Annotated in this window: 9 protein-coding genes; 7 read left to right on the top strand and 2 right to left on the bottom strand. The window is 63.9% G+C overall.

All coding sequences use genetic code 11. The features are described from left to right. Window positions 1–135 precede the first annotated feature (135 nt). The 5 genes from ACOYNB_RS01150 (at window position 136) to ACOYNB_RS01130 (ending at window position 5952) form a co-directional block, all read left to right on the top strand. The gene (locus ACOYNB_RS01150; protein WP_422837275.1) at window positions 136–1905 is read left to right on the top strand and encodes a methyl-accepting chemotaxis protein; all 1770 of its coding nucleotides are present in this window, start codon (window positions 136–138) and stop codon (window positions 1903–1905) included. A 93-nt stretch (window positions 1906–1998) separates the two neighbouring features. Continuing rightward, entirely contained in the window at window positions 1999–2811 is an 813-nt protein-coding gene (gene otnI, locus ACOYNB_RS01145) for a 2-oxo-tetronate isomerase (protein ID WP_422837274.1), read from the top strand. A 37-nt stretch (window positions 2812–2848) separates the two neighbouring features. Further along, a complete protein-coding gene (locus ACOYNB_RS01140) occupies window positions 2849–3718 on the top strand; it encodes a lysophospholipase (RefSeq protein WP_422837273.1) in 870 nt (289 codons plus the stop codon). A 13-nt stretch (window positions 3719–3731) separates the two neighbouring features. After that, the gene (locus ACOYNB_RS01135) at window positions 3732–4292 is read left to right on the top strand and encodes a YaeQ family protein (RefSeq protein ID WP_422837272.1); all 561 of its coding nucleotides are present in this window, start codon (window positions 3732–3734) and stop codon (window positions 4290–4292) included. 103 nt (window positions 4293–4395) lie between these two features. Beyond that, a complete protein-coding gene (locus ACOYNB_RS01130) occupies window positions 4396–5952 on the top strand; it encodes a methyl-accepting chemotaxis protein (RefSeq protein ID WP_422837271.1) in 1557 nt (518 codons plus the stop codon). Here the strand turns inward: ACOYNB_RS01130 and ACOYNB_RS01125 are convergent. Further along, on the bottom strand, window positions 5943–7142 hold the full coding sequence (locus ACOYNB_RS01125; RefSeq protein ID WP_422837270.1) for an aromatic amino acid transaminase: 1200 nt from the start codon (window positions 7140–7142) through the stop codon (window positions 5943–5945). The genes ACOYNB_RS01130 and ACOYNB_RS01125 overlap by 10 nt on opposite strands. A gap of 122 nt (window positions 7143–7264) precedes the next feature. Here ACOYNB_RS01125 and ACOYNB_RS01120 point away from each other — a divergent pair, with 122 nt between their 5' ends. Together ACOYNB_RS01120 and ACOYNB_RS01115 are read left to right on the top strand one after the other, a co-directional pair. Further along, window positions 7265–9208, top strand: coding sequence for a DUF47 domain-containing protein (locus tag ACOYNB_RS01120; protein ID WP_422837269.1), 1944 nt, complete (start codon window positions 7265–7267; stop codon window positions 9206–9208). Then, complete coding sequence (locus tag ACOYNB_RS01115) at window positions 9205–10821, top strand: PEP/pyruvate-binding domain-containing protein (RefSeq protein ID WP_422837268.1); 1617 nt, start codon at window positions 9205–9207, stop codon at window positions 10819–10821. Before ACOYNB_RS01120 ends, ACOYNB_RS01115 begins: the two co-directional genes overlap by 4 nt. On the opposite strand, the gene mgtA is transcribed toward ACOYNB_RS01115, so the two are convergent. Continuing rightward, a complete protein-coding gene (gene mgtA / locus ACOYNB_RS01110; RefSeq protein WP_422837267.1) occupies window positions 10816–13425 on the bottom strand; it encodes a magnesium-translocating P-type ATPase in 2610 nt (869 codons plus the stop codon). The two genes, ACOYNB_RS01115 and mgtA, sit on opposite strands and share 6 nt — an antisense overlap. Window positions 13426–13449: the final 24 nt, after the last annotated feature.

The following is a 13449-nucleotide window of genomic DNA, read 5'->3' as shown; positions in this document are numbered from 1 at the left end:
CATTTCACACGTTTTGCGACCGAAAACGCCAAGTTTTCTCAAATTTGCATTTCAGTTTTCATCTGATGATGCCGACAACGTGTAACGGTCAGTCTGTATTAGTAGGTCAAGGCAGTCACCGGGCCAGGAGGCACAATGAACTTTCGTACAAAAATCTGGATGCTCCCCGCTAGCGCCGCCGCCGTATTCATGGTCGGCGTGGCTGTCAGTTTCATCGTGGGCAATCGCACATCGAACGTTCTGGCACACCTGCAGGAGGTGGATAACCCTCATGCGAGTTTTGTCCAGACGGTGGATCGCAGCTCCGAACAACTGCGCCTGACCCTGCAAGCCGCTGCGGCCGAAGGTGACGCAGACAAGCTCAAGGACACCCAGGTGATGGTGTCGGCCGCACACGATGCCTTGGCCGGCATGGAAAAACTGCCAGAGAAAACCCAAATTGCACGCGAGCTGATCGAAGCGTTTGACGCTTACCAGACCGCGTCCATCGGTGCGACCCGCGCTTTGCTGACCAGCCAGCCCCCCGGCGATCTGGTGTCCAAGATGCAAAGCTCGCTGGGCACCTTGCAAAAGTTGCTGGACCAACGCAAGTCGGAAGCCGAACTGGCCATCAAGTCGGCCGAAGACACGGCTGCCAGCGGTGTGCGCACCAACCTGTGGGTCATCGTGATCACCGGCTTGATCGTGCTGACCGTGCTGGGTGTGGCCTCGGGCGCCATCGTGAACTCGGTCTGGCATGACCTGGGTGACGAGCCCGACTTCCTGCGCAAAATGGTGAGCCGCATCGCCGAGGGCGATCTGGACCTGAACCTGCACCACAAGCCGGGTGACACCGATTCCCTGCGCGCCTCGGTGGTGACCATGACCCTGAAGCTGCGTGACACCATGAGCGTGATCCGCCAGGCCACCGATTCGATCTCGACCGCCTCGACCGAAATTGCCACCGGCAACCATGACCTGTCGGTGCGGACCGAGCACACGGCATCGAACCTGCAACAGACCGCCAGTTCGATGGAACAACTGACCGGCACCGTCCGTCAGAGTGCAGACGCCGCTCGCCAGGCCAATCAGCTGGCTTCGGGCGCCGCCACCGCAGCCCACCGTGGTGAAGAGATCGTGTCGCAGGTCGTGGCCAATATGTCGGAGATCGACGTTGCCAGCCGCAAGATCACCGACATCATCACCGTGATCGATGGCATCGCCTTCCAGACCAACATCCTGGCGCTGAACGCCGCGGTGGAAGCCGCCCGTGCTGGCGAACAAGGCCGCGGCTTTGCCGTGGTGGCCGGTGAAGTGCGTACCCTGGCTCAGCGCAGCGCGCAAGCCGCCAAGGAAATCAAGACCCTGATCAACGCCTCCAGCGAAAAGGTGGAGTCGGGTTCTCGTCTGGTGAAGGATGCCGGCGGTTCCATGCAAGAGATTCTGACCAGCGTGCAGCGCGTGTCGGACATCATTGGCGAAATCACCGCCGCATCGACCGAACAAAGCACCGGCATCGGCCAGGTCAACATGTCGGTGACGCAACTGGATCAGATGACGCAGCAAAACGCCGCGCTGGTGGAAGAATCTGCAGCCGCTGCCGAAAGCCTGAAGGACCAGGCCGTTCGCTTGGCCGAAGCCGTCGCTGCCTTCAAGCTGGGCGGTGGTCGTCACGAGACGCATCAAAGCACTGCCAGCAGCAGCTTCAGCCACTTGACCCCCATGCAGCAACCTGCTGCTGCACCGAAGGCCCCTGCCGCACCGGCACCGAAGGTCGCCGCCAGCAAGCCCGCGCCACGTCTGGAGCCCAGCACGGCGGCCAAGCCCAAGGCATCGGCCGCACCTCGCCACACCCCGGCACTGGATGCACCGGCCAGCAAGTCGATGGCCAGCGCCGCCGACGATGGCGACTGGGAAACCTTCTAAACAACCGAACGTCCCGCAGGCGCTGTCCGCAGCGCCGCCCCCAACCGGCAGGCACTCCCTGCCGGTTTTATTTTTTGGGCTACCCTAGCGCCCATGTCTGCGCCCTCTTCCCTGAAGTTCGCCGCGAATTTGTCGTGGCTGTACACCGACCTGCCCTTTCTGGACCGCTTTGAAGCCGCTGCACACGATGGCTTCCAAGGCGTCGAGTGCCTGTTCCCGCACGAGCACCCCATGACCGAAGTGCGCGACCGGTTGCACCACAACGGGCTGCAGTTGGTACTGTTCAATGCGGCACCTGGTTCGTGGGCACAAGGTGAGCGAGGCTTGGCCTGCCTGAGTGGCCGGGAAGACGAGTTTCGCGCCAGCGTCGATCAAGCGCTGGAGTTGGCTGCGGCACTGGACTGCCCTCGCATCCATGTGATGGCAGGCTTGAGCGATCCGGCCTCATCAACTGCGGCATGGACGCGGTATCAGTCGAACCTGAGTTGGGCCGCTCAGCGCGCGGCACAGGCCGGCCGCACCTTGATGATCGAGCCCATCAACACACGAGACATGCCCTGCTACCTGCTGAGCAAACAACGGCAGGCCCACGACGTGGTGCAAGCGATTGGCTCGCCCCACCTTCAAGTACAGATGGACCTGTACCACTGCCAGATCATGGAGGGCGACCTCACCATGCAACTGCGGCAGTGGTTGCCCACGGGCCGCGTGGGGCACTTGCAAATCGCGGCGGTCCCTGATCGAGGGGAGCCGAATGCCGGGGAGTTGCATTACCCTCACGTGTTCGCCGAACTGGCCGCCCTGAATTGGCAAGGCTGGATCGGTTGCGAGTACAAGCCCCGGCAGTCCGGCCCCGGCGGCACGTCTGCCGGTCTGGGTTGGTGGCGCGCCTTGCAGGCGGCCTGACCCTCCCTGATCACGACGCACTTTGAGCACGCACCCCATGCCTTACAGCATCCCTTCTTCCCTCACGGCCAGCACCGACAAGACCAAGCTCGTGCTGCGTCACTGGCCTTTGGCAGACCGAGCACAGCCGGCGGGCGTGGCGGTGATCGTGCACGGCTTGGGCGAGCACAGCGGGCGCTACAACCATGTTGCCGCGTACCTGAACCGCTGGGGCTGGCCCGTGGTGTCTTACGACCACCGTGGCCATGGGCAGTCGGGTGGCGGGCGCGGCCTGCTCCCCACCGACTCGGCCTTCTTGTCCGATCTGGGACAAGTGCTCACCGAGGTCCGACGCGCTTACCCAACGCAAAAGCTGCTGCTCATCGGGCACAGCATGGGTGGGCTGATCGCCGCGCGCTATGTGTCTGAGACCTTGTCCCCCACCCCAAACGCCGATTGGGCCCAGTCGGTGGATGCACTGGTGCTCTCATCGCCTGCACTGGACTTGGGACTGAATGGTTTCCAGAAGGCCTTGCTGGGCTCGGTGGGCAAACTGGCCCCCACCCTGGCCGTTTCGAACGGCTTGAAGCCCGAGTGGGTGTGCCATGACCCCAATGTGGTGAAGGCTTACGTCAACGACCCGCTGGTGCACGACCGCGCCTGCGGCCGCCTGGTCAACTTCATGCTGGCCGGGGGCAGCCATGTCATGGCGCAGGCACCGCACTGGCAAGTGCCCACCTTGCTGATCTACGGCGGATCAGACCGCTGCGTCAACCCTGCCGGCAGCGCGCGCTTTGCCCAACTTGCGCCGCACGACAAGGTGCGCAGCAAAGCCTACGCGCACATGTTCCACGAGATTTTCAACGAACCCGATCAAAGCACCGTCTTTGATGACCTCCAGCAGTGGCTCGACACACTGCCTCTCTGAAAGAAGTACCCCCATGGCCCTGAAAGCCACCATTTACAAGGCCCAGATCAATCTGGCCGACATGGACCGCAATGTGTACGCCGACATTGGCGTGACCATTGCCCGCCATCCCTCCGAAGCCGACGAGCGCATGATGATCCGCGTGCTGGCTTTGGCGCTGGGTTGGCCCGAAGACACCTCGGAAGGCACACTGGAGTTGGCCAAGGACATGTGGGAGCCCGATGAGCCCGCGCTGTGGCACAAGAACTTCTCGGATGAAATCCTGCACTGGGTGGAAGTGGGCCAACCTGACGACAAGCGACTGATGAAGGCGGCGGGTCGCGCCCGCCGCGTCACCCTGTTCGCCTTTCAAAACAGCACGCCGATCTGGTGGGATGGCATTGCCACCAAGCTGACCCGTGCCAGCAACCTGACGGTCTGGCAGGTCCCCTCCGAGCAATCCCAGGCGCTGGCCAAACTGGCCCAACGCAGCATGCAACTGCAGATGACGGTTCAGGACGGCACCATCTGGGTCAACGATGGCGAAGAGAACATCGAACTCTGCCCCATCAAGCTAATGGGTCCAGAAAATTGAACAATCTGGCATCATTCACGCCCACCGAGGGTGAACCCTGACTCCAGTCTTCCTCAGGGTTTCCGATGAAGTCCTAGACATAGGTTTGGATCGGAGTCCCTGGATGGCGTCATGGGTTTACAAAGCATCGCTGGCGGCCAAGTTGCGTGCCACCACGATTGGTACAGCGGCCGTGGTGATGACCATCACTTGTTTCTTGCTGTTCAACCTCTACCGCCTCAGCATGGCGGACCATCGTGAAAACATTCGCGATCACGTCAACAGCAGCATCAAGGTGCTCACCTACCTCAAAGGTGAGGTGGACGGCGGTCGCCTGAGCCCCCCTCAGGCGCAGGAGCAGGCCAAAGCCATTCTGCGCAACATGCGCGAGGGGCAAGACGGCTATCTGTTCATTCTGGACAAAGACGTGCGCATGGTCATGCACGCCGATCAGCCCAAGCTGGACGGCAAGGACATGACGGCCATCACCGACGCGGACGGCAACCCCCTCTTCAAAGAACTCCTGGCTGCGGGGCTGCAACCGGGTGGCGGGATCCACACCTACCGTTGGGTCAAGCCCAGCACCGGCAAGCCTGCCGTCAAGGAGACCTACATGGCGGCCTTCCCCGCTTGGGGTTGGGTGATCGGCTCCGGCGTGTACCAGGAAGACCTGCAAGCGGCGTACATGCAACGCGTGGCCATCTTCGTGCCGGTATGCCTGATTGCCGCGGCCGTGCTGTGGTTCGTCATGCACAGCATGAGTCAGTCCATCACCACCCGCTTGAGCAAGGCGCGAGACTACACCCTGGCGATGGCCAATGGCGACATCAGCCAAGCCATTCGATGGCGTGTGGACGATGAGATCGGGGAGCTGATGTCGGCCCTGAAGACCTTGTCGGATGGCTTGAATCAGACCGTGGGTCAGGTCCGCAACAGCGTGGACAGCATGCTCACGGCCAGCCAGGAAATCGCCGCGGGTGGCAATGACCTGAGTCAGCGCACCGAGCAAACGGCGGCACGTCTGCAGGAAACCAATTCGTCCGTGGGGATGCTGCTGCAAGCGGTGCAGGAAAACACCGAAGCCTCGCGCACAGCCAATGCCCTGGCCACCTCGGCTCGTCAAAACGCCGAGCAAGGCAGCCAGGTGGTCAGCGAGGTGGTGCAGACCATGCAGGACATCGAGGCCAGCTCACGCAAGATTGGCGACATCATCGGCGTGATCGACGGCATTGCTTTCCAGACCAACATCCTGGCGCTGAATGCGGCCGTGGAAGCGGCGCGAGCAGGTGAACAAGGGCGTGGCTTTGCCGTGGTGGCCAGCGAGGTGCGCACCCTGGCGGGTCGCAGCGCCGAAGCCGCACGCGAGATCAAGTCCTTGATCGCCGCATCGGGCGAACGGGTGGACACCGGTGCCCGTCTGGTTCAGAACGCCGGTGAATCGATGCGTGCCATCCTGACCAGTGTGGAGCAGGTTGACCAGACCATTGCCCGCATCGCAGCCAGCGCGGTAGAGCAGGCCAATGACATCGGCAACGTCAACCAGGCCGTCACGCACCTGGATGCCATGACGCAGCAGAACGCGGCATTGGTGGAAGAATCAGCCGCTGCCGCCGCGAGCCTGCAGGATCAAACCAGCAAGCTGACGGAAGCGGTGGGCTGGTTCAAGCTGGCTCAGTCCTGAGCCAGCACGGCCGCGAAGGCTTCGGCCACGCGGTCCACGTTGTTGGCATTCAGCCCGGCGGCGCACATGCGCCCCGAGCGCAGCACGTACACGCCGTACTCGGTGCGCAGCGCCCCGGCTTGTTCCGGGCTCACGCCGGTGTAGCTGAACATGCCACGCTGGTCGATGAAGTAGCGCACATCGCGGCCCGGCAATTTGGCCACCACACCGTCGTACAGACGCTGACGCATGATCTTGATGCGCTCGCGCATGGCGGTGAGCTCGTCGGCCCATTGCTGACGCAATTCAGGCGTCTGCAACACCTTGGCCACCAGCACGCTGCCGTGGGTGGGGGGGCTGGAATAGTTGCGACGCACAGCCGACATCAGCTGACCAATGACGAGCTGAGCCTGAGCCTTGTCGGGGCAAACCACGCTCAGACCGCCCACGCGCTCACCGTACAGCGAGAAGCTCTTGGAAAACGAGTTCGCCACGAAGAAGCTCACGCCGGCATCGGCCAGGGCACGCAAGGCGAAGGCGTCTTCGTCGATGCCGTCACCAAAGCCTTGGTACGCAATATCCAGATAGGGCAGCAGGCCGCGCGTCTTGATGACCTCGATCAGCTGCGACCATTGGGCCTGGTTCAGGTCCACACCCGTGGGGTTGTGGCAGCAGGCGTGCAGCAGCACGATGCTTTGGGCCGGCAGGCTGTCGATGGCCGAGAGCATGGCGTCGAACTTCAGGCCCTTGGTCGCGGCGTCGTAATACGGGTAGGTGTTGACCTGGAAGCCCGCACCTTCAAAGATGGCCTTGTGGTTGTCCCAAGTGGGGTCGCTCACCCACACTTGCGAGTTGGGGAAGTAGCGCTTGAGGAAGTCGGCGCCCACTTTCAGGCCGCCCGACCCACCCAGGGTCTGGATGGTGGCGATGCGGCCGCTGGTCACGGCTTCATGCTGGGCGCCAAACAACAACTCCTGCACGGCCTGACGGTAGGCCGGGTTGCCGGTCATGGGCAGATAGGGCTTGGGTCCGATGTGGGACAACAGGGCCGACTCCGCTTGGCGGACGGCCTGCATCACGGGCAAACGGCCTTCTTCGTCGAAGTAGATGCCGATGCTGAGGTTGATCTTGCCTTGGCGGGGGTCTTTCTGGAAATCCTCATTGAGCGTGAGGATGGGGTCGCCGGGGTAGGCGTCAACGTGCTTGAACATGCGGGAGGCTCCTCAATGGGTCATGACAGGCATGACGGGCATGGGCTCGCATTATCCGACTTGCCACGAATGCGTCACACACGCACGCCAGACTGACTGCTGCACTTTGGTCGGAGCAGGTCATGCAGAAAAGTCAGGCAGTGGCATCGATGGGGCAGTTGAGTCTGCTCATGCCGGTATGGGTGAAGGCCGCGCTGGCGGCCAACGATCGGCTCAAGCTCTACCTGACGGTGCTGCAAATGGCCGCGCACCACGCCGAACACCCGCATGGCGATGTGGCCGACCTGCACCACGAACTGGCTGCGGCCGGACTCAAACAAGAAGCCTGGCTGCACGAACTGCCCGCTGGCGCCAGCCTGGTCGACGGTGTGTTGCTGGTGCCCGAACTGGACCGGCTGGCAGCCGCCCTGCACGACGACCTGGTCACCATGGCCCGCCCGGTGCTGGCCGACCCGGCGGTGCCCGCCGACCTGGCCACCCGCGTGCCCCAGTGGCAAGACTGGCTGGACGCCTTGCACGGCGAGCGGCTGGACCCAGAGCAATTGCGTCACCTCACCCATGGCCAGCGCCAGCACGGTGACAGCCTGCACATCCTGGTGATGGACCTGCACAAGCAGATCAACCATCTGGCGGCCGATCTGGCCAGCGAGGAGATCGACGGGGCACACGTCTGGCACCTGAGCGACACCGACCGTCCCCGCGTGCAAGCCTTCATGCAAGGCCTGCATCGCACCGCGCCCCTCAAGTTTGACCACCCCGGGCTGGACACCGCCGCCACCCGTGACGGCGAGCGCCTGCTGGTGCAAAACGACATCGGTACCAACGATGCCCATGTGCTGGTCATCCAGGTGGAAGCCCTGCGCGTCACGCTGACCTATTCCGACCTGCATCTCTCCCGCTTCACCTTCTTTCAGTGCCTGCTCGGCGCACTGGGGGCGCAATGGCACACGCCGCAATCCCACCTGTCTTCTGAACTGAATGGTGGCGAGGCCTACACCGTGGGCACCGCCACCTTTGACTGCACCGACGAAGCGCACCTGCAGCACACACTCACCGAGCTGGGTGCCCGCATCGTCTTCCTCATTGACTGGAACCGCGCCCGCAAACGTCTGCTGAACTTTGTCAGCAAAACCGGGGCCCTGGCCGTGTTGCGTGCGGCTGCCGATGCCGAGGTCGGCCACATGGCCTGGCTCAAGGCCGGCGGCGAGCAACTGGTGTTTGGCGCCATGCAGGCCCTGGAAGGGGCGTTCCGCATCGGTGACCGGCTAGATGCGGTGCTGGGTGAGCCAGCGGCCCAGGCCTTTTTGCTGGACGTGATGCGACTGGCCACACAGGCCTTGCTGCGCGGGCAGCCCGTGGCCCTGGTGGCCGATGAAACCCGACTGCTGCTGGCCCGTCAGGCCCAGCGCCGCACGATGGCGTTCGACCTGCTGGACGAGCACGCCGCGTACTGCCACGCACTGGCGCAAGGTGTGAGCGATGCCCTCACCCACTGCCATGGCGGCCTGCACGACACCGCCCGGGAACTCAGCGCGCGTGCCAAAGTCTGGGAACGCCATGCCGATCATCTCGTGATGCAGGCGCGTGAACAAGCCGCCCGCCAACCCCACTGGCGCCCGGTGGCCCACCTGCTGGCCATCTCGGACGATGTGGCCGATGCCCTGGAGGAAGCTGCCTTCATGATGGACCTGATCGCCGACCATCATCAGCAAGGCTGGAGCCACGAGGTTCGACAAGCCCTGACCCGACTGGCGCAAACGGTGCTGCAAGCCGTGCAGGATCACATCAAGGCCCTGGCCATGGCCCGCACCCTGAGTGCCGAATCGGATGCGAGCGACACCGACGCCTTCTTGTCGACCACCTGGGCCGTGCTGCATGCCGAAAAGCGGTGCGACGAGCTGCTGCGTCAGGCGCGTCGCACCTTGCTGCATGCCATCGACGACGCCCCCAGCCTGATGCTGGCCAACGACCTGGCCTGCACGCTGGAGCTGGCTTCGGATCGCTTGCTGACAGCCGCCTACAGCCTGCGCGATGTGGTCCTCAGCCAGGCCGAGGTGCGCCCATGAGCACCCCCGAGCTGTCGCTGTACTTGATTGGCTGCGGAAGCCCCGCCACCCAAGCCGATGCCACGCCCACCGCCAGCGCCCAGACCATGGGCTTCAAGGCCTGGAACCTGTTGCGCATGGCACAGATGGGGTTGACCGTCCCGCCCGCCTTCGTGATCCCCACCGCCGCTTGTCACAGTGAGGCGTCTCGCGCCTCCGCCACGCACGCCAGCACCTGGATGCCAGGACTCAAGGCGCTACAAGCCCGCTGCGGCACCGTGCTCGGCGACACCCGCCGCCCCCTGCTGCTGGCGGTGCGCTCGGGGGCACCGGTGTCCATGCCCGGCATGATGGAAACGCTGCTCAACATCGGCCTGTGCGATGCCACGGTGCATGGCCTCATCCGGCAAACAGGCAACCCGCGCTTGGTCTGGGACGCTTACCGACGTCTGATCGCCACCTATGGCGAAGTGGTGGCCGGTCTGGATGCGGCCCTGTTCGAGCAAGACCTGCACGACCTCGCGGCCGGCCGCGACGAGCGCGACCTGGACTTCACCGAGCTGCGCGAACTCACCCGCCGCTATCTGGCCACCTATGCCCGCGCACACGGCCAGCCATTTCCACAGGACCCCACCCAGCAACTCGCCGATGCCATCGGGGCCGTGCTGGCCTCGTGGCAATCCGAGAAAGCCGTGGCCTACCGCCACCTGCACGAACTGCCCGATGACCTGGGCACCGCCGTGACCGTGCAAGCCATGGTGTTTGGCAACGCGGGCGGCCGCTCTGGCGCCGGCGTGGGCTTCACACGCGATCCGGCCACGGGCGAGCCCCGCCTTTGGGTCGACTTTCTGTTCAACGCGCAAGGCGAAGACGTGGTGTCCGGCCGCCGCAGCGCCCATGGCCACGATGAACTGGCCACGGTCCTGCCCGCCACCTGGGATGCCCTGTGCACCGCGACTGCGCAACTGGAACGCACGCTGGGCGACATGCAGGACTTCGAGTTCACCGTGCAAGACGGCCAGCTGTACATGCTGCAGACCCGTCACGGCAAGCGCACCCCGCAAGCTGCAGCCCGCATTGCGCTGGACCTGTGGACCGAAGGCCTCATCAACCAGGACGAGGCGCGACAGCGCACAGCCACCCTGCAGGCGGCCGATCTGCGGCAAGTCCGCGTGGTGGCCATCGGCGGGGAGCCCCTCACACCCTTGGGTCAAGGCGCCACGGCCTGCAATGGCGTGGCCACAGGCGAAATTGCACTGGACGCGGCACGGGCGCAGGCCCGCCACGCCAGTGGCGCCGCCGTCATCCTGGTCCGCCGAGATGCCGAAACCTGCGACATGGCCGCACTCGAACACGCCCAAGGCCTGCTCACCGCACGCGGCGCCCGCACCTCACACGCCGCCGTGGTGGCACGCCAGATGGGCAAAGTGTGTCTGGTCGGGTGTGCGGCCCTGCACATCGACGAAGGCGCCCGCACCGTCCAACTGGGCGAGCGTACCTTTCAGGAGGGAGAGATCCTCACACTGGATGGCAACGATGGCTGCATCTACGGCGGCGCTGCCCACACTGTCGAGGTCGATGACGAGGCCCTGCTGACACGCCTGCAGCAACTGCGTCAGGCCGCCAACTCATAAACTGAAACGCCGCCGAAACCAGGTGTTCATGGCGAAGGTGGCGCCCAGGTAGCTCACCAAGATGAGCCCCAGGCAAGGCCAGTACGCCATTGGCAACGCCACCAAGCCCAAGGCCGGGGCCAAGGGCGAATATGGCAGGCTCAGCCCCACCCCGCACACGGCCAGGGTGGTCCACAGCAAGGGCCGGCTGGCCCGGCTGCGCACGAACGGCAAACGCCCGGTGCGAATGATGTGGATCACCAGGGTCTGCGACAGCAGGGACTCCACAAACCACCCGGTATGGAACAAAGCCGCCTGCTCAGGCGTTTGCGCCTGGAAAACATAGAACATCAGCAAAAAGACCACGTAGTCAAACACCGAACTGACGGGCCCCACCCACACCATGAAGTGCGCGATGTGCCCGATGTCCCACCGCCGGGGCCCGCGCAACTCCTCCAAGTCGACTCGATCCGTCGGAATGGCCGACTGTGACAAGTCATACAGCAGGTTGTTGGTCAGCACTTGAATGGGCGCCATGGGCAGAAACGGCAACCAGGCGCTCGCCCCCAGCACACTGAACATGTTGCCGAAGTTGGAGCTCGCCCCCATGCGGATGTACTTCAGCAGGTTGGCAAACACCTTGCGGCCTTCCATCACCCCGTCGTCCAGCACAAGCAGGCTCTTTTCCAACAAGATGATGTCGGCTGACTCCTTGGCAATGTCCACCGCCGTGTCGACCGAAATGCCCACATCGGCTGCCTTGAGTGCCGGGCCATCGTTGATGCCATCGCCCATGTAGCCGACCACATGCCCGCACGCGCGCAAGGCAGCAATGACCCGCGCCTTCTGATCGGGCGAGAGCTTGGCAAACACCTGCGTGTCGCCCACGGCTTCCTGCAAGGCGATGTCGCTCAGGGCCTCGACCTCGTGTCCCAGCAGCACCCGCTCGACGTGCAGCCCCACTTCCCGGCACACCTTGCGCGTCACCACCTCGTTGTCACCGGTCAGGATCTTGACGGCCACGCCATGGCGCTTCAGCGCCGCCAAGGCGGGTTGCGCGGACTCTTTCGGCGGATCCAGAAACGCGACATAGCCCAGCAGGGTCAGACCCGACTCATCGGCCACAGACATGGTGTGGGTATCGGCCGTCATGGGGCGGCAGGCTATAGCCAGCACCCGAAAACCATCTTCGTTGAGACGATGGGCTTCGGCCTGCAGCGCAGCCAGGTGGCTGTCATCCAGCGCCACTGACTGCCCTCCCACGATGCCGTCCCGGCACACGCTGAACACTTCTTCCACGGCGCCCTTGCAGATCAGCAGGCGCTCACCCCCTCGCGCCACCACCACAGACATCCGGCGGCGCTGAAAGTCAAACGGCAACTCATCGACCTTCTGGTACTCGCCTTCGGCATGCAGGCGCTCGTGCACCGCCACGTACTTGAGCACGGCCACGTCCAGCATGTTGCGCAGGCCGGACTGGTAATAGCTGTTGAGGTAGGCCAACTCCAGCACCCGCTCGCTGGGCTGCCCATCCAGGTCAATGTACTTTTCCAGAATGATACGGTCCTGGGTGAGCGTGCCCGTCTTGTCGGTACACAGCACGTCCATGGCCCCGAAGTTCTGGATGGCATCCAGGCGTTTGACGATGACCTTCTTGCGCGACATGGTCAATGCACCCTTGGCCAGGTTCATCGTGACCAGCATGGGCAACATCTCGGGCGTCAGGCCAACGGCCACGGCACAGGCGAAAAGCAAGGCCTCCAGCCAGTCCCTTTTGGTGAGCCCGTTGATCAGGAACACCAGCGGCACCATCACTGCCATGAAGCGCAGCATCAGCCAGATGAAGCGGTTGATGCCCATCTGAAAGCTGGTCTGCACGTGCTCGCCCGCCATGGCCTGGGCGATGCCACCAAAAATGGCACGCGCCCCGGTGTTTACCACCACCGCGGTGGCGGCACCACTGGCCACATGGGTCCCCATGAAGCACACATTGCGCAGCGCCAGCAGCTCTGTTTGCGATGCGGCCACCTCGGCTGTTTTCTCAACCGGGATGGACTCGCCCGTCAGCGCCGACTCGTTGACGAAGAAGTCCCGAGCCGACAGCAGGCGCACATCGGCCGGAATCAGGTCGCCCACCGACAGGCGCACGACATCACCCGGCACCAGCGCCTCCATGGGCACTTCCTGCCCGCCCGCCGCCTGAGCATCTGCCCCGGCATCCGGGCGCAGCGCCGTGGCCGTGGTGTGCACCATGGCCCGCAAGGCCTCCGCGGCCCGCCCTGAGCGTCGCTCCTGCACCAGCGCCAGTGTGAGGCTGAGCACCACCATCAGGGTGATGATGACGGCCGACTCGACATTACCTGTCAACACCGAGACCAGCGCCAGCGCCAGCAGCAGGATGTTCAGCGGATTCACGATGCGCTGCGCCAACTGTCGCAGCAAACCCACCCGGGCATCAGCCACCACCACATTGGGCCCGATTCGTGCCAAGCGACTTCGTGCTTCGGCTGACGTCAATCCTTGTGCCGAGGCCTGCAGGCTCGACAGTCCTTGGGCAATCGGCTGTGTGGCCACCGACACCAAGGTCTGTCGGGCGGCAGCCTGAAGGTCATGCAAGGTGCTCATGGACACAGCATGCCTGATCCCGAG

The sequence above is a fragment of the Aquabacterium sp. genome (assembly GCF_049317225.1).
GTDB lineage: Bacteria > Pseudomonadota > Gammaproteobacteria > Burkholderiales > Burkholderiaceae_C > Aquabacterium.
The sequence above is the reverse complement of the archived record's forward strand: the minus strand, read 5'-3'. Positions and strand labels throughout refer to the sequence as shown.